This is a genomic window from Stutzerimonas stutzeri, assembly GCF_024448985.1.
In the GTDB taxonomy this organism is placed as follows: Bacteria; Pseudomonadota; Gammaproteobacteria; order Pseudomonadales; family Pseudomonadaceae; genus Stutzerimonas; species Stutzerimonas stutzeri_AP.
The window spans coordinates 1-15,456 of the sequence record NZ_JAMOII010000021.1; the positions used below are offsets into that span (position 1 = coordinate 1).

The window sequence follows — 15,456 nt, forward strand, 5'->3', positions numbered from 1 at the left end:
AGTAATCATTCGGTGGTGGAAAAAGGGCCTCTTGGGGCCCTTTTTCTATTGCTGATCATTTATTGACACCCTCTGGACGCATCCGTACAATTGCGCCTCCTTTTACCGGGCGTATTGCGTTTGGTAGGGATGGCTAATTGGAGTCTGAGGTCAAAATGCAAAACCAACAAATCCGTATTCGGTTGAAGGCTTTTGACCATCGCCTGATCGATCAATCAACCCAGGAAATCGTGGAAACCGCGAAACGTACTGGTGCTCAGGTGCGTGGTCCGATTCCACTGCCGACCCGCAAAGAGCGGTTCACTGTTCTGGTTTCTCCGCATGTCAACAAAGATGCGCGCGACCAGTATGAGATCCGTACTCATAAGCGTGTGCTGGACATCGTTCAGCCAACCGACAAAACCGTCGATGCGCTTATGAAGCTTGATCTTGCGGCTGGCGTGGAAGTGCAGATCAGCCTCGGCTAAAACTTCGAGTTTTAGTCGTGTAACGCTCTGAAATGGGCGGCCATAGCGGGTGAAAGCCCCGTACACTCAAGAGGTTACAACATGACTATTGGTGTAGTCGGTCGTAAGTGCGGTATGACCCGCGTTTTCACCGAAGATGGTGTCTCTGTTCCGGTCACGGTCATTGAGATCGAGCCGAACCGCGTCACTCAGTTTAAGAATGAAGAGAGCGATGGCTATCGCGCTGTGCAGGTAACTGTCGGCGAGCGTCGTGCGTCCCGTGTTACCAAGGCTCAGGCTGGCCATTTCGCCAAGGCGAACGTTGCTGCCGGTCGTGGCGTCTGGGAATTCCGTCTCGATGGTGAGGAATTCCAGATTGGTGACCAGATCAACGCTGAAATTTTCCAGGCTGGACAGATGGTGGATGTCACCGGTCAGTCCAAGGGTAAAGGCTTTGCCGGTACCATCAAGCGCTGGAATTTCCGTGGTCAGGACAATACCCACGGTAACTCCGTTTCCCACCGCGTTCCGGGTTCGATTGGCCAGTGCCAGACTCCTGGTCGTGTTTTCAAGGGCAAGAAGATGTCCGGGCACATGGGCGCCGAGCGCGTAACCGTGCAGTCCCTGGAAATCGTGCGTGTCGATGCAGAGCGTAACCTGCTGCTGGTGAAGGGCGCAGTGCCCGGCGCCACTGGTGGTGACGTTGTCGTGCGTCCGGCTGCCAAGGCTCGCGGGTAAGGGGGAGTTCACATGCAATTGAATGTAAATGGCGCACAGGCCATCGAAGTCTCCGAGCAAACCTTTGGTGGTGAGTTCAATGAGACGCTGGTGCACCAGGCAGTCGTCGCCTATATGGCTGGCGGTCGTCAGGGCAGCAAGCAGCAGAAGACTCGCTCCGATGTCTCGGGTGGCGGTAAGCGTCCCTGGCGTCAAAAAGGTACTGGCCGCGCTCGTGCGGGTACCTCGCGTGGTCCGATCTGGCGTGGCGGTGGCGTAACATTCGCTGCTCGTCCGCAGAACCATGAGCAGAAGCTCAACAAGAAGATGTACCGCGCAGCGCTGCGTTCCATTCTCTCCGAGCTGGTTCGTTCCGAGCGTCTGGTCGTCGTTGAAGATTTCGCCGTCGACAGCCCCAAGACCAAGCTGCTTGCCAACAAGCTGACCGGTATGGGCCTGAATGACGTACTGATCGTTTCCGATGCTGTCGATCAGAACTTGTATCTGGCGGCTCGCAACCTGCCGCACGTCGATGTTCGTGACGTCCAGGGTTCCGATCCCGTCAGCCTGATCGCCTATGACAAGGTGTTGATCACCGTGTCGGCTGTGAAGAAATTCGAGGAGCTGCTGGGATGAACCAGGAACGCGTATTCAAAGTCCTGCTTGGTCCGCACGTCTCCGAGAAGGCAACCATGCTGGCTGACAGCAAGAGCCAGTTCGTTTTCAAGGTTGCTACTGATGCAACCAAGCTGGAAATCAAGAAGGCCGTCGAAAGCCTGTTCAACGTGAAAGTCGCCAAAGTCAGCACTCTGAATGTTCAGGGCAAGACAAAGCGTACTGCTCGCGGTCTGGGCAAGCGTAACGACTGGAAGAAGGCGTACATCGCCCTTCAGCCCGGCCAGGATCTCGATTTCTCCGGCAACGCTGAGTAAGGAAGGGGTGCATCATGGCAATCGTTAAATGCAAACCGACTTCCGCGGGCCGCCGTTTTGTGGTCAAAGTGGTCGGTCAGGAGCTGCACAAAGGCGCTCCTTATGCTCCGCTGCTCGAGAAGAAGTCGAAGTCTGGCGGTCGTAACAATAACGGTCGAATCACCACTCGTCACATCGGTGGTGGTCACAAGCAGCATTACCGTCTGGTCGATTTTCGTCGCAACAAAGATGGTATTCCAGCCATCGTTGAGCGCGTTGAATATGACCCGAACCGTACTGCGCACATTGCGCTGCTCAAGTACGCGGATGGTGAGCGCCGTTACATCATTGCCCCTAAGGGCGTGAGTGCTGGTGATCAGCTTCTCTCGGGCGTCAACGCGCCGATCAAGGCTGGTAACAGCCTGCCGCTGCGCAATATTCCGCTGGGTTCTACCATCCACGGTGTGGAGCTGAAGCCGGGCAAGGGTGCCCAGATCGCTCGTTCCGCTGGTGCGTCGGCTCAGTTGGTGGCGCGTGAGGGTGCATACGTGACGCTGCGTCTTCGCTCCGGCGAAACACGCAAGGTGCTGGCTGAGTGCCGCGCCACTCTGGGTGAAGTTTCGAATGCCGAGCATAGCCTGCGTTCGCTGGGTAAAGCCGGTGCCAAGCGCTGGCGTGGCGTTCGTCCGACCGTCCGCGGCGTGGCGATGAACCCGGTTGATCACCCGCATGGTGGTGGTGAAGGTCGTACCTCTGGTGGTCGTCATCCGGTGTCGCCGTGGGGCTTCCCGACTAAGGGCGCGAAGACTCGCTCGAACAAGCGCACCGACAACATGATCGTCCGTCGCCGCAAGTAACTAGAGGGATACGACAGTGCCACGTTCTCTGAAAAAAGGTCCTTTTATCGATCTTCACCTACTGAAGAAGGTCGAGGTGGCAGCGGAAAAGAATGATCGCAAGCCGGTGAAAACTTGGTCGCGTCGTTCGATGATTCTGCCGCAAATGGTCGGTTTGACCATCGCTGTGCATAACGGTCGCCAGCACGTCCCCGTTCTCGTGAACGAAGACATGGTCGGTCATAAACTCGGCGAGTTCGCTGGTACCCGCACCTATCGCGGGCACGTAGCGGACAAGAAAGGCAAGCGCTAAGGGGTAAGGAAAGATGGAAGTAGCCGCTAAGTTGTCGGGCGCTCGCATCTCCGCCCAGAAAGCCCGCCTGGTCGCCGACCAGATCCGCGGGAAAGGGGTGGGCGAGGCGCTCAACCTGTTGGCTTTCAGTAGTAAGAAAGCCGCCGAGATCATGAAGAAAGTGCTGGAGTCGGCCGTGGCCAACGCCGAGCACAACGAAGGCGCTGACGTGGACGACCTGAAGGTTTCCACCGTCTTCGTCAACGAAGGGCGTTCGCTTAAGCGCATCATGCCGCGTGCCAAAGGCCGCGCTGATCGCATCGTCAAGCGGTCTTGCCATATCACTGTCAAGGTTGCGGACAAGTAACGGAGTCGATCAGATGGGTCAGAAAGTACATCCCACTGGCATTCGCCTGGGAATCGTCAAGGAGCACACCTCCGTCTGGTACGCAGACGGTCGTACGTACGCCGATTATCTGCTTGCAGATCTGAACGTGCGTGAGTATCTCCAAGACAAATTAAAAAGCGCGTCCGTAAGCCGTATTGATATCCATCGTCCGGCTCAAACAGCACGCATCACCATCCACACCGCTCGTCCCGGCATCGTGATCGGCAAGAAGGGTGAGGATGTTGAAAAGCTGCGTCAGGACCTGACCAAGCAAATGGGTGTGCCTGTGCACATCAACATCGAAGAAATCCGCAAGCCGGAACTCGATGCAATGCTGGTAGCACAGAACGTCGCTCAGCAGCTGGAGCGTCGCGTGATGTTCCGTCGCGCCATGAAGCGCGCGGTACAGAACGCGATCCGCATTGGTGCCAAGGGCATCAAGATCCAGGTGAGCGGTCGTCTGGGTGGGGCTGAAATCGCCCGTACGGAATGGTATCGGGAAGGTCGTGTGCCGCTGCACACCCTGCGTGCCGATATCGACTACAACACCTACGAAGCACACACCACATACGGTGTGATCGGCGTCAAGGTCTGGATCTTCAAGGGCGAAGTAATTGGTGGTCGCCATGAAGAGCTCAAGCCGCAAGCGCCTGCGCCTCGTAAAAAAGCTACCAAGTAAGGAGTACGCCAAATGTTGCAACCAAAGCGTACAAAATTCCGCAAGCAGATGACTGGTCACAACCGTGGCTTGGCTCAGCGCGGTAGCAAAGTCAGCTTCGGCGAATTCGCTCTGAAATCTGTCGCTCGTGGTCGCCTGACCGCGCGTCAGATCGAGTCCGCACGTCGTGCGTTGACTCGTCACGTTAAGCGTGGCGGCAAGATCTGGATCCGCGTTTTCCCCGACAAGCCCATTTCTAAAAAGCCGCTTGAGGTGCGGATGGGTAAAGGTAAGGGTAACGTCGAGTACTGGGTAGCCCAGATTCAGCCGGGCAAAGTGCTCTACGAGATCGAGGGTGTTTCCGAAGAGCTGGCGCGTGAGGCATTCGCCCTGGCCGCTGCAAAGCTGCCGCTCGCCACCTCCTTTGTTAAGCGGACGGTGATGTGATGAAAGCGAATGAACTTCGTGATAAATCCGCTCAGCAGCTGAACGAGCAATTGCTCGAGTTGCTGCGCGACCAGTTCAATCTGCGTATGCAGAAAGCAACTGGCCAGTTGGGGCAGTCTCACCTGCTCTCGCAAGTCAAGCGCGACATCGCTCGTGTCAAGACTGTGCTCAACCAGCAGGCAGGTAAGTGATCATGGCTGAAGTTGAAAAAACTGTCCGCACGCTGACTGGCCGCGTCGTCAGCGACAAGATGGACAAAAGCATCACCGTTCTGATCGAGCGTCGCGTAAAGCACCCGATCTACGGTAAATACGTGAAGCGTTCGACCAAACTGCACGCCCACGACGAAACCAACCAGTGCCGTATCGGCGACAAGGTCACGATTCGTGAGACTCGTCCGCTGGCAAAGACCAAGTGCTGGATGTTGGTTGATGTCGTTGAACGTGCCGTCGAAGTCTAAGGGCTAGGGGTCGGAGAAATTATATGATTCAGACTCAATCCATGCTCGATGTGGCCGATAACAGTGGCGCTCGTCGCGTCATGTGTATCAAGGTGCTCGGCGGCTCGCACCGCCGTTACGCCGGCATTGGCGACATCATCAAGGTTACCGTTAAGGAAGCGATTCCGCGTGGCAAGGTCAAGAAAGGCCAGGTAATGACTGCGGTTGTAGTCCGTACCCGTCACGGTGTTCGTCGTCCGGACGGCTCCATTATTCGCTTCGATGGCAACGCTGCTGTTCTGTTGAACAACAAGCAGGAGCCTATTGGCACCCGTATTTTCGGGCCGGTGACGCGTGAACTTCGTTCCGAGAAGTTTATGAAGATCGTCTCGCTCGCGCCTGAAGTGCTGTAAGGAGAAGCCGCATGCAAAAGATTCGTCGCAACGACGAGATCATCGTCATCGCCGGCAAAGACAAGGGCAAGCGCGGTAAGGTGCTCCGGGTTCTCGCTGACGACCGTCTGGTCGTCGGTGGTATCAACCTCGTGAAGCGTCATACCAAGCCTAACCCGATGTCGGGCGTTCAAGGCGGTATCGTCGAAAAAGAGGCACCTCTGCACGCCTCTAACGTCGCTATCTTCAATGGCGAAACCAACAAGGCTGATCGCGTTGGTTTCAAAGTAGAAGACGGCAAGAAAATTCGTGTCTTCAAGTCGACCCAAAAGCCGGTTGAAGCTTGAGACTGCTAGGTAGATAACCATGGCACGACTAAAAGAAGTTTATCGGAAGCAAATCGCTCCCAAGTTGAAGGAAGAGCTTCAGCTTGGCAACGTGATGGAAGTTCCGCGCATCACCAAGATCACCCTGAACATGGGTATCGGCGAGGCGATCGGTGACAAGAAGATCATCGACAACGCAGTTGCCGACCTGGAAAAAATCACCGGCCAAAAGGTCGTCGTGACTCACGCTCGCAAGTCCATCGCTGGCTTCAAGGTCCGTGAAGGCTGGCCGATCGGTGTCAAGGTGACGCTGCGCAGTGATCGTATGTACGAATTCCTGGATCGTCTGCTTTCGATCTCCCTGCCTCGGGTTCGCGACTTCCGCGGCCTGAATGCCAAGTCCTTCGATGGTCGCGGCAACTACAGCATGGGCGTGAAAGAACAGATCATTTTCCCGGAAATCGATTACGACAAAATCGATGCCCTGCGTGGTCTGGACATCACGCTGACCACTACTGCTCGGACGGACGAAGAGGGGCGCGCGCTGTTGCGTGCTTTCAACTTCCCGTTCCGTAACTGATAGGAGTAGGAAATGGCTAAGCAAAGCATGAAGAACCGTGAGCTGAAGCGTCAGCAAACGGTTGCTAAGTACGCTCAGAAGCGTGCCGCGCTGAAGGCTGTCATCGCTAATCCCGAGTCGTCTCCTGAGGCGCGTTGGGAGGCCCAGGTCGCCCTGCAGAAGCAGCCGCGTGATGCCAGCGCTTCGCGTCTGCGCAATCGTTGCCGTCTGACGGGTCGTCCGCATGGCGTGTATCGCAAGTTCGGTCTTGCACGCAGCATGCTGCGTCAGGCTGCGATGCGTGGTGACGTACCGGGCCTGGTGAAAGCCAGCTGGTAAAAAGCCGCTCCGGCCTCGTTGTCGGAGCTGTGGTCTCGAATCAAGCCCCTTATGGGGCTTGATTCGTTTCTGAACTGTCTCTAGAATGTCCGGCTCGCCCGAGTCACGCCTTTAGGCGTCCGCTCATTTAGCCGGCGACAAGAGCCCTAGCGGGCTTATTTTTTTGAATTAGGAGCCAAGCGCCCATGAGTATGCAGGACCCGTTAGCGGACATGCTAACTCGTATCCGTAATGCCCAGATGGCCGAAAAGTCCGTCGTAAGCATGCCGTCTTCCACATTGAAGGTGGCTGTAGCCAACGTTCTTCAAGGTGAAGGCTATATCGCAGGATACAACGTCAGCAGCGACGCCAAGCCGCAGCTGTCTATCGAGCTCAAGTACTTCGAAGGCCGTCCGGTTATCGAAGAGTTGAAGCGCGTAAGCCGTCCTGGCCTTCGCCAGTACAAATCCGTTGATCAGTTGCCGAAAGTACGCGGCGGTCTGGGTGTTTCGATCGTGTCCACCAACAAAGGTGTGATGACTGATCGGGCTGCTCGCGCTGCTGGCGTTGGCGGCGAAGTGCTCTGCACAGTGTTCTAAGGGGGGATAAGCATGTCTCGCGTTGCTAAGAACCCCGTCAAGCTGCCCGCTGGTGTTGAATTCAACATGGCCGGCCAGCAGCTTTCGGTGAAGGGTGCCAAAGGCACTCTCGAACTGAACGTGCACTCGTCTGTGGAAGTGATCCACGAGGCCGGTGAGCTCCGTTTTGCTGCGCGTAATGGCGATCAGCAGAACCGTGCCATGGCCGGTACCACCCGTGCGCTGGTTAACAACATGGTAATCGGTGTCAGCCAGGGCTTCGAGCGCAAGCTCCAGCTGGTCGGTGTTGGTTACAAGGCGCAAGCCAAAGGTCAAGTGCTGTCCCTGGCCCTCGGCTTCTCGCACCCGGTGGAATATGAACTGCCGCAAGGCGTTACCGCTGAGACCCCCAGCCAGACCGATATCCTGATCAAGGGTGTCGATAAGCAACTGGTCGGTCAGGTGGCCGCTGAAATCCGTGACTTCCGTCGCCCTGAGCCTTACAAGGGCAAAGGCGTACGTTACTCGGACGAAGTGGTCCGTCGTAAAGAAGCTAAGAAGAAGTAGGGCATAGCAAATGAGCGTAAAGAAAGTTACTCGTCTGCGTCGCGCTCGCAAGGCACGCCTGAAGATGCGCGAGCTGGAAACCGTACGCCTTTGTGTGTACCGCTCTTCCCAGCACATCTACGCCCAGGTCCTTTCGGCCGACGGCGGCAAGGTCCTGGCCAGTGCCTCGACTCTCGACAAAGAACTGCGCGGCGGTGCCACTGGCAACGTCGACGCTGCCAAGAAAGTTGGTCAGCTGGTCGCTGAGCGTGCTAAGGCCGCAGGTGTCACCCAGGTGGCGTTCGACCGTTCTGGCTTCAAGTACCACGGTCGTGTTAAGGCACTGGCTGATGCTGCTCGTGAAGGCGGGCTGGAGTTCTAAGTTATGGCATATAACGAGCAAAAGCGCGACGAAGGCTACATTGAGAAGCTGGTTCAAGTTAACCGCGTCGCCAAGACTGTAAAAGGTGGTCGTATCTTCACTTTCACCGCGTTGACCGTGGTGGGTGATGGTAAAGGCCGTGTAGGTTTCGGTCGCGGCAAGTCCCGCGAAGTCCCTGCTGCCATCCAGAAGGCCATGGAGGCGGCGCGCCGCAACATGATCCAGGTCGATCTGAACGGCACCACGCTGCAATACGCCACCAAGGCTGCGCATGGCGCTTCCAAGGTGTACATGCAGCCTGCTTCCGAAGGTACCGGTGTCATCGCCGGTGGTGCCATGCGCGCCATTCTGGAAGTTGCTGGCGTGCAGAACGTCCTGGCCAAGTGCTACGGCTCTACCAATCCGGTGAACGTGGTTCATGCCACTTTCAAAGGTTTGAAGGCCATGCAGTCGCCTGAGTCGATCGCTGCAAAGCGTGGCAAGAGCGTTGAGGAGATTTCCTGATCATGGCTAACACCGTCAAGGTCACGCTGATCAAAAGCGTCAGCGGTCGTATCCCCAATCACAAGCTTTGCGTCAAGGGCCTCGGCCTTCGTCGTATTGGTCATACTGTCGAAGTTCAGGACACTCCTGAAAATCGGGGCATGATCAACAAGGCTTATTACATGCTCCGTGTGGAGGGCTAAGCCATGCAACTGAACGATCTGCGTTCTGCGCCAGGCGCCCGTCGCGAAAAGCTGCGTCCGGGCCGTGGTATCGGCAGCGGTCTCGGCAAGACCGGTGGTCGTGGTCACAAGGGTCAGACTTCCCGCTCCGGCGGCAAGATCGCTCCCGGTTTCGAAGGCGGCCAACAGCCTTTGCATCGCCGTCTGCCGAAGTTCGGTTTCGTCTCCCTGAAAGCTATGGATCGTGCTGAAGTACGCACCTCCGAGCTGGCCAAGGTTCAAGGCGACATCGTGACCGTGCAGAGCCTCAAGGATGCCAACGTCATCAACCAGAACGTGCAGCGTGTGAAAGTCATGCTGTCCGGCGAAGTTGGTCGCGCGGTAACTCTGAAGGGCATCGCCGCCACCAAGGGTGCGCGTGCGGCTATCGAAGCAGCTGGTGGCAAGTTCGAGGAATAAATGGCTAAGCAAGGTGCTCTCTCCGCTCTGAGTAATGGCGGGCTGTCCGAACTCTGGGCTCGTCTGCGTTTTCTGCTGATGGCGATCATCGTCTATCGGATTGGAGCGCATATCCCGGTGCCGGGTATTAATCCCGACAGGTTGGCCGAGCTGTTCCGTCAGAACGAAGGGACCATCCTTAGTCTGTTCAACATGTTTTCCGGTGGTGCACTGGAGCGCATGAGCATCTTTGCATTGGGGATCATGCCGTACATTTCGGCGTCGATCATCATGCAGCTCATGACCGCCGTCAGCCCCCAGTTGGAGCAGTTGAAGAAAGAGGGTGAGGCCGGTCGGCGGAAGATCAGCCAGTACACGCGTTACGGTACGCTTGTGCTTGCCGTGGTGCAGGCTATTGGCATGTCGGTCGGCCTTGCCGGACAGGGAGTTGCATTCAGCAATGACTTCGGCTTCTACTTCGTGGCAATCACCACCTTTGTGGCTGGTGCGATGTTCATGATGTGGTTAGGCGAGCAAATCACCGAGCGGGGCGTCGGCAACGGCATTTCGATGTTGATCTTCGCAGGTATCGTTGCCGGCCTTCCGGGTGCGCTGGGGCAGTCCTTCGAGTCCGCGCGGCAGGGTGATGTGAATATCATCGCATTGCTGGCTGTGGGGCTGGTGGCTGTTGCCATCATCGGTTTTGTGGTCTTCATTGAGCGTGGGCAGCGGCGTATCGCCGTGCACTATGCCAAGCGTCAGCAGGGTCGTAAGGTCTTCGCTGCGCAGACGAGCCACCTACCGCTGAAGGTCAACATGGCAGGTGTTATTCCAGCCATCTTCGCCAGTAGCATTCTGCTGTTCCCCGCTTCGCTGGGGCAATGGTTCGGCCAGTCGGAAAGCATGGGTTGGTTGGCTGATATCTCTCAGTCGATCGCTCCTGGTCAGCCGTTGAATATCCTGTTGTTCAGCGCCGGTATCATCTTCTTCTGCTTCTTCTACACGGCATTGATGTTCAATCCGAAAGACGTCGCGGAAAATCTGAAGAAGTCCGGTGCGTTTATCCCGGGGATTCGGCCTGGTGAGCAGTCGGCGCGCTATATTGATGGCGTATTGACTCGCTTGACCATGTTCGGCGCCCTGTACATGACGGCTGTGTGTCTGCTACCTCAGTTCCTTGTGGTGGCAGCAAATGTGCCGTTCTACCTTGGCGGGACATCGTTGCTGATTGTGGTTGTGGTTGTAATGGACTTCATGTCTCAAGTGCAGTCGCATCTCATGTCTCACCAGTACGATTCCCTGATGAAAAAAGCCAACCTGAAGGGCTATGGCAGCGGAATGCTCCGCTGAAGGTAGTTCGTAAGGTTCCAGGAGTTGTCATGAAAGTTCGTGCATCGGTCAAAAAACTGTGCCGCAACTGCAAGATCGTCCGTCGCGAAGGCGTTATTCGGGTGATCTGCAGTGCAGAACCGCGTCACAAGCAGCGCCAAGGCTGATTGTGAGCTAAGGCTCGAGCCCGGTAGCTAGTGCGCTGCCGGGTTGATTATTTGTTATTACAGCGTTAGTATCTCGCGCCCTTTTCTTGGCTTCCGGGGCGTTGGGTAGCTGTCAATTGGAGTTTCACTGAATGGCCCGTATTGCAGGCGTAAACATTCCGGATAACAAGCACACTGTTATCTCGCTGACCTACATCTATGGTGTTGGTCGCACTCGCGCGCAGACTATCTGCGCAGCTACCGGCGTAAACCCGGCGGCGAAAATTAAGGATCTCTCCGACGAGCAGGTCGAACTGCTGCGCGGCGAAGTGGCAAAGTTCATCGTTGAGGGTGATCTGCGTCGCGAAGTCAACATGAAGATCAAGCGCTTGATGGACCTGGGTTGCTACCGCGGCCTACGTCATCGTCGTGGTCTGCCAGTACGCGGTCAGCGTACCAAGACCAACGCCCGCACCCGTAAGGGCCCGCGCAAGCCGATCCGCAAGTAATCGCGTAGGAATTTAAGTAATGGCAAAACCTGCTGCTCGTCCTCGTAAAAAAGTCAAAAAGACAGTGGTCGATGGGATCGCCCATATCCACGCGTCTTTCAATAACACCATCATCACGATCACCGATCGCCAAGGCAATGCTTTGTCCTGGGCTACTTCCGGTGGCTCGGGCTTCCGTGGTTCGCGTAAAAGCACTCCGTTCGCTGCTCAGGTAGCGGCAGAGCGCGCCGGCCAGGCGGCTCTGGAATATGGCTTGAAGAACCTCGACGTCAACGTCAAGGGTCCAGGTCCAGGTCGTGAATCCGCCGTTCGTGCTCTGAACGGCTGTGGTTATAAAATCGCCAGCATCACCGACGTGACGCCAATCCCGCATAACGGGTGCCGTCCGCCGAAGAAGCGCCGCGTGTAATCAGGAGACAGTGAAGAATGGCTCGTTATATTGGTCCCAAGTGCAAACTGTCTCGTCGTGAAGGCACCGATCTCTTTCTGAAGAGTGGTGCGCGCGCGCTCGAATCGAAGTGCAACATCGAAACCCCACCAGGTGTTCACGGCCAGCGCCGTGGTCGTCTGTCTGATTACGGTACTCAGCTGCGCGAAAAGCAGAAGGTCCGTCGTATCTATGGCGTGCTCGAGCGTCAGTTCAGCGGTTACTACAAGGAAGCTGCCAGCCGCAAGGGCGCTACCGGCGAGAACCTGCTGCAACTATTGGAATGCCGTCTGGATAACGTGGTGTACCGCATGGGCTTCGGCTCCACTCGTGCGGAATCCCGTCAGCTGGTTTCCCACAAGTCGATCACCGTCAACGGCCAGACCGTGAACATTCCGTCCTACCAGGTCAAAGCTGGTGACGTAGTAGCCGTTCGCGAGAAGTGCCGTAACCAACTGCGTATCGCCCAAGCCCTGGAACTGTGCACACAGCGCGGTCGTGTTGAGTGGGTCGAAGTAGATGCCGATAAGAAATCCGGCGTTTTCAAGAATGTTCCGGCTCGCAGTGACCTGTCTGCCGACATCAACGAAAACCTGATTGTCGAGCTCTACTCCAAGTAAGGGCTAGAAAATAGGTGTATCCATGCAGATTTCGGTAAATGAGTTCCTGACCCCCCGCCATATCGATGTGCAGGTGGTCAGTCCGACCCGTGCCAAGATCACTCTCGAGCCTCTCGAGCGTGGTTTCGGCCATACCCTGGGCAACGCGCTGCGTCGTATTCTGTTGTCCTCCATGCCCGGCTGTGCTGTGGTCGAGGCTGAGATCGACGGTGTGCTCCACGAGTACAGCGCTATTGAGGGCGTGCAGGAAGATGTCATTGAAATCCTGCTCAATCTCAAAGGTATCGCCATCAAGCTGCACGGCCGTGATGAAGTGACCTTGAGCCTGGTGAAGAAGGGCGCGGGCGCTGTTACCGCTGCCGATATCCAGCTGGATCACGATGTCGAAATCGTCAACGGCGATCATCTGATCGCCAACTTGGCGGCTAATGGTTCGATCAACATGAAGCTCAAGGTCGCTCGCGGCCGTGGTTACGAGCCTGCTGATGCGCGTCAGAGCGACGAGGACGAAAGCCGTAGCATCGGTCGTCTGCAGCTCGACGCCACCTTCAGCCCGGTGCGTCGCGTGGCTTATGTAGTCGAAAACGCTCGTGTCGAGCAGCGTACTAACCTGGACAAGTTGGTCATCGATCTGGAAACCAATGGCACCTTGGATCCCGAAGAGGCGATCCGTCGTGCCGCGACTATTCTGCAGCAGCAGCTGGCCGCGTTTGTCGACCTCAAGGGTGACAGCGAGCCGGTTGTAGTAGAGCAGGAAGACGAGATCGATCCAATCCTTCTGCGTCCGGTTGATGATCTGGAGCTGACCGTTCGTTCGGCTAACTGCCTCAAAGCAGAAAACATCTACTACATCGGTGATCTGATTCAGCGCACCGAAGTCGAGCTGTTGAAAACGCCGAATCTGGGCAAGAAGTCTCTGACCGAAATCAAAGACGTTCTGGCCTCTCGTGGTCTGTCCCTGGGCATGCGCCTCGACAACTGGCCGCCGGCAAGTCTCAAGAAGGACGATAAGGCTACGGCCTGATCGCCCATAGTCACCGAACTGATCGTTTGGTAAGGAATTTCAATCATGCGTCATCGTAAAAGTGGCCGTCATCTCAGCCGCACAAGCGCACACCGCAAGGCCATGTTCCAGAACATGGCGGTGTCGCTGTTCGAGCACGAACTGATCAAAACAACTCTACCTAAGGCCAAGGAACTGCGTCGCGTCGCCGAGCCGCTGATCACCCTGGCCAAGGAAGACAGCGTCGCCAACCGTCGCCTGGCTTTCGACCGTACTCGCTCGAAGGCTATCGTTGGCAAACTGTTCAACGACCTGGGTCCGCGTTACGCCACTCGCCAGGGTGGTTACCTGCGCATTCTCAAGTGCGGTTTCCGCGCTGGGGACAATGCGCCCATGGCCTATGTCGAACTGGTTGACCGTCCGGTTACCGGTGAAGTGGAAGCCGCTGAGTAAGCCGAATTGCTTGTTCAGAAAAAAGCCGGGCACAAGCCCGGCTTTTTTTATGGTTGCTGATTAGCGAAAAGCTATCAGGAAGCTCGTTTTAATGAATTAGCTTGTCTTTGCCGTTTCGCTAGAATCGCCTCCAAGCCAACCGATTGGCATTTAATGGAGAGACAGTATGAGCGATCAACCTATCCTGACCACAGCTTCCGGAGCCCCTGTCGCCGATAATCAGAACTCCCGTTCCGCAGGGGGGCGTGGCCCGCTTCTGCTGGATGACTTCCATCTTGTCGAAAAGCTCGCGCACTTCAATCGTGAAGTGATCCCTGAGCGTCGTGTACACGCTAAAGGGTCGGGCGCATATGGCACCCTTACGGTTACCGCAGATATCACTCGCTACACCAGTGCCAAGCTGTTCGAGGCCGTCGGCACGCAGACGCCTCTTTTCCTGCGCTTCTCTACTGTGGGTGGCGAGCGTGGCTCGGCGGATACCGAGCGCGATCCGCGTGGCTTTGCGGTTAAGTTCTACACCGAGGAAGGCAACTGGGATGTGGTGGGTAACAACACGCCGGTGTTCTTTATCCGCGACCCGCTCAAGTTTCCCGACTTCATTCACACGCAAAAGCGTGATCCGTGGAGCAATCTGAAGAGCCCGCAGATGATGTGGGACTTTTGGTCGCTCTCGCCCGAGTCATTGCATCAGGTCACCGTTCTGTTCTCGGACAGAGGTATTCCGGATGGCTACCGTTTCATGCACGGCTTTGGCAGTCATACCTTCAGTCTGATCAATGCCAGCGGGGAGCGGCACTGGGTGAAGTGGCACTACAAATCGATGCAGGGGATCAAGAATCTTGCGCCCGCCGATGCGGCGCATCTGGCCGGCACCGACCCTGACTACGCACAACGCGACCTGTTCCACGCGATCGAGCGTGGTGAGTACCCGAAATGGCGTGTGTGCATGCAAGTCATGAGCGAGGCTCAGGCTGCTGAGCACCGGGAGAATCCCTTCGATGTGACCAAAACCTGGTCTCAGAAGGAGTTTCCTTTGATCGAGGTTGGCGTCATAGAGCTCAATCGCAATCCGCAGAATTACTTCGCCGAGGTTGAGCAGGCGGCTTTTGCGCCCAGCAATGTGGTGCCGGGGGTGGGCCTGTCGCCAGACCGAATGCTGCAGGGGCGGGTCTTCGCCTACGCTGATGCACATCGCTATCGCATTGGCACGAACCACCAGCAACTGCCCGTGAATGCGCCGAAGTGCCCTTATCAGAATTACCAGCGTGATGGCGCAATGCGCTTCGACGGTAATGGCGGCTCAGCGCCGAATTACGAGCCGAACAGCTTTACCTCGACACCGAAGCAGGCGCCTCGATATGCCGAGCCTGCACTTGCGCTGAGCGGGGCGGCTGACCGGCACGATCATCGAGTGGATGAGGACTACTACAGCCAGGCCGGCGCACTGTTTCGCCTGATGGATGCGGATCAGCAGGCACTGCTTGTCAGCAACATCGTTGGGGCCATGCAGCCGGTTACTCGCGACGTGCAACTGCGTCAACTGGCGCACTTCGCCAAGGCAGATCCGGCGTATGGCACAGGTATCGCTAAAGGGCTGGGTATCGATCCGAATCTGATCGCCTGACGCGATT

General features: G+C 56.6%; 29 protein-coding genes. All 29 read left to right on the forward strand.

The genetic code is table 11. From position 1 onward, the window contains the following. The first annotated feature begins 155 nt into the window (after positions 1 to 155). The 29 genes from rpsJ to NA647_RS17145 all read left to right on the forward strand — a co-directional run bounded on the left by rpsJ (position 156) and on the right by NA647_RS17145 (position 15,449). Entirely contained in the window at positions 156 to 467 is a 312-nt protein-coding gene (gene rpsJ / locus NA647_RS17005; protein WP_003186070.1) for a 30S ribosomal protein S10, read from the forward strand. An 81-nt stretch (positions 468 to 548) separates the two neighbouring features. Next, entirely contained in the window at positions 549 to 1,184 is a 636-nt protein-coding gene (gene rplC / locus NA647_RS17010; RefSeq protein WP_256058763.1) for a 50S ribosomal protein L3, read from the forward strand. A 12-nt stretch (positions 1,185 to 1,196) separates the two neighbouring features. Beyond that, entirely contained in the window at positions 1,197 to 1,799 is a 603-nt protein-coding gene (rplD, locus tag NA647_RS17015) for a 50S ribosomal protein L4 (RefSeq protein ID WP_019339977.1), read from the forward strand. Beyond that, positions 1,796 to 2,095: a 50S ribosomal protein L23 gene (rplW, locus tag NA647_RS17020; RefSeq protein ID WP_021209378.1), complete on the forward strand. Its 300-nt coding sequence runs from the start codon at positions 1,796 to 1,798 to the stop codon at positions 2,093 to 2,095. The genes rplD and rplW overlap by 4 nt, the downstream gene beginning before the upstream one ends. A 14-nt stretch (positions 2,096 to 2,109) precedes the next feature. Beyond that, the gene (rplB, locus tag NA647_RS17025) at positions 2,110 to 2,931 is read left to right on the forward strand and encodes a 50S ribosomal protein L2 (protein ID WP_256058764.1); all 822 of its coding nucleotides are present in this window, start codon (positions 2,110 to 2,112) and stop codon (positions 2,929 to 2,931) included. Positions 2,932 to 2,947: 16 nt separating this feature from the next. Further along, positions 2,948 to 3,223, forward strand: a complete 276-nt coding sequence (gene rpsS, locus NA647_RS17030; protein WP_014854225.1) for a 30S ribosomal protein S19 — start codon at positions 2,948 to 2,950, stop codon at positions 3,221 to 3,223. A gap of 13 nt (positions 3,224 to 3,236) precedes the next feature. After that, on the forward strand, positions 3,237 to 3,569 hold the full coding sequence (gene rplV, locus NA647_RS17035; protein ID WP_131651935.1) for a 50S ribosomal protein L22: 333 nt from the start codon (positions 3,237 to 3,239) through the stop codon (positions 3,567 to 3,569). A gap of 13 nt (positions 3,570 to 3,582) precedes the next feature. Next, positions 3,583 to 4,269, forward strand: a complete 687-nt coding sequence (gene rpsC / locus NA647_RS17040; RefSeq protein ID WP_256058765.1) for a 30S ribosomal protein S3 — start codon at positions 3,583 to 3,585, stop codon at positions 4,267 to 4,269. 12 nt (positions 4,270 to 4,281) lie between these two features. Then, complete coding sequence (rplP, locus tag NA647_RS17045) at positions 4,282 to 4,695, forward strand: 50S ribosomal protein L16 (protein WP_003176421.1); 414 nt, start codon at positions 4,282 to 4,284, stop codon at positions 4,693 to 4,695. Continuing rightward, positions 4,695 to 4,886: a 50S ribosomal protein L29 gene (rpmC, locus tag NA647_RS17050; RefSeq protein WP_256058766.1), complete on the forward strand. Its 192-nt coding sequence runs from the start codon at positions 4,695 to 4,697 to the stop codon at positions 4,884 to 4,886. Before rplP ends, rpmC begins: the two co-directional genes overlap by 1 nt. A gap of 2 nt (positions 4,887 to 4,888) precedes the next feature. After that, the gene (gene rpsQ / locus NA647_RS17055) at positions 4,889 to 5,155 is read left to right on the forward strand and encodes a 30S ribosomal protein S17 (protein ID WP_029404618.1); all 267 of its coding nucleotides are present in this window, start codon (positions 4,889 to 4,891) and stop codon (positions 5,153 to 5,155) included. Positions 5,156 to 5,178: 23 nt separating this feature from the next. Continuing rightward, positions 5,179 to 5,547, forward strand: a complete 369-nt coding sequence (gene rplN / locus NA647_RS17060) for a 50S ribosomal protein L14 (protein WP_003289207.1) — start codon at positions 5,179 to 5,181, stop codon at positions 5,545 to 5,547. An 11-nt stretch (positions 5,548 to 5,558) separates the two neighbouring features. Next, positions 5,559 to 5,873 (forward strand): 50S ribosomal protein L24, encoded by a 315-nt coding sequence (gene rplX / locus NA647_RS17065; protein WP_019339971.1) that lies wholly within the window; start codon positions 5,559 to 5,561, stop codon positions 5,871 to 5,873. 19 nt (positions 5,874 to 5,892) lie between these two features. Beyond that, a complete protein-coding gene (gene rplE, locus NA647_RS17070; RefSeq protein WP_019339970.1) occupies positions 5,893 to 6,432 on the forward strand; it encodes a 50S ribosomal protein L5 in 540 nt (179 codons plus the stop codon). Positions 6,433 to 6,444: 12 nt separating this feature from the next. Continuing rightward, positions 6,445 to 6,750, forward strand: a complete 306-nt coding sequence (rpsN, locus tag NA647_RS17075) for a 30S ribosomal protein S14 (RefSeq protein ID WP_131651931.1) — start codon at positions 6,445 to 6,447, stop codon at positions 6,748 to 6,750. 185 nt (positions 6,751 to 6,935) lie between these two features. Next, positions 6,936 to 7,328, forward strand: coding sequence for a 30S ribosomal protein S8 (rpsH, locus tag NA647_RS17080; RefSeq protein WP_003281824.1), 393 nt, complete (start codon positions 6,936 to 6,938; stop codon positions 7,326 to 7,328). A gap of 12 nt (positions 7,329 to 7,340) precedes the next feature. Next, positions 7,341 to 7,874: a 50S ribosomal protein L6 gene (rplF, locus tag NA647_RS17085; RefSeq protein ID WP_025240350.1), complete on the forward strand. Its 534-nt coding sequence runs from the start codon at positions 7,341 to 7,343 to the stop codon at positions 7,872 to 7,874. Positions 7,875 to 7,884: 10 nt separating this feature from the next. Beyond that, positions 7,885 to 8,235 (forward strand): 50S ribosomal protein L18, encoded by a 351-nt coding sequence (rplR, locus tag NA647_RS17090; RefSeq protein ID WP_019339967.1) that lies wholly within the window; start codon positions 7,885 to 7,887, stop codon positions 8,233 to 8,235. A gap of 3 nt (positions 8,236 to 8,238) precedes the next feature. Next, positions 8,239 to 8,739 carry a 30S ribosomal protein S5 gene (gene rpsE / locus NA647_RS17095; RefSeq protein WP_019339966.1) on the forward strand — a complete coding sequence of 167 codons (501 nt, stop codon included), beginning with the start codon at positions 8,239 to 8,241 and terminating at the stop codon, positions 8,737 to 8,739. A 2-nt stretch (positions 8,740 to 8,741) separates the two neighbouring features. Further along, the gene (gene rpmD / locus NA647_RS17100; RefSeq protein WP_003281818.1) at positions 8,742 to 8,921 is read left to right on the forward strand and encodes a 50S ribosomal protein L30; all 180 of its coding nucleotides are present in this window, start codon (positions 8,742 to 8,744) and stop codon (positions 8,919 to 8,921) included. Positions 8,922 to 8,924: 3 nt separating this feature from the next. Continuing rightward, entirely contained in the window at positions 8,925 to 9,359 is a 435-nt protein-coding gene (gene rplO / locus NA647_RS17105) for a 50S ribosomal protein L15 (protein ID WP_256058767.1), read from the forward strand. After that, positions 9,360 to 10,688: a preprotein translocase subunit SecY gene (gene secY, locus NA647_RS17110; protein ID WP_131651929.1), complete on the forward strand. Its 1,329-nt coding sequence runs from the start codon at positions 9,360 to 9,362 to the stop codon at positions 10,686 to 10,688. 29 nt (positions 10,689 to 10,717) lie between these two features. Next, complete coding sequence (gene rpmJ / locus NA647_RS17115) at positions 10,718 to 10,834, forward strand: 50S ribosomal protein L36 (RefSeq protein WP_021209367.1); 117 nt, start codon at positions 10,718 to 10,720, stop codon at positions 10,832 to 10,834. A gap of 131 nt (positions 10,835 to 10,965) precedes the next feature. Further along, positions 10,966 to 11,322: a 30S ribosomal protein S13 gene (rpsM, locus tag NA647_RS17120; RefSeq protein ID WP_014854208.1), complete on the forward strand. Its 357-nt coding sequence runs from the start codon at positions 10,966 to 10,968 to the stop codon at positions 11,320 to 11,322. A 19-nt stretch (positions 11,323 to 11,341) separates the two neighbouring features. Next, a complete protein-coding gene (gene rpsK, locus NA647_RS17125; protein WP_014854207.1) occupies positions 11,342 to 11,731 on the forward strand; it encodes a 30S ribosomal protein S11 in 390 nt (129 codons plus the stop codon). 17 nt (positions 11,732 to 11,748) lie between these two features. Next, a complete protein-coding gene (gene rpsD / locus NA647_RS17130) occupies positions 11,749 to 12,369 on the forward strand; it encodes a 30S ribosomal protein S4 (RefSeq protein WP_256058768.1) in 621 nt (206 codons plus the stop codon). Between the two features lie 22 nt (positions 12,370 to 12,391). Continuing rightward, a complete protein-coding gene (locus NA647_RS17135) occupies positions 12,392 to 13,393 on the forward strand; it encodes a DNA-directed RNA polymerase subunit alpha (RefSeq protein ID WP_019339960.1) in 1,002 nt (333 codons plus the stop codon). Positions 13,394 to 13,438: 45 nt separating this feature from the next. Further along, positions 13,439 to 13,825 (forward strand): 50S ribosomal protein L17, encoded by a 387-nt coding sequence (gene rplQ, locus NA647_RS17140; protein ID WP_019339959.1) that lies wholly within the window; start codon positions 13,439 to 13,441, stop codon positions 13,823 to 13,825. 166 nt (positions 13,826 to 13,991) lie between these two features. Beyond that, a complete protein-coding gene (locus NA647_RS17145) occupies positions 13,992 to 15,449 on the forward strand; it encodes a catalase (protein WP_256058769.1) in 1,458 nt (485 codons plus the stop codon). Positions 15,450 to 15,456 lie beyond the last annotated feature (7 nt).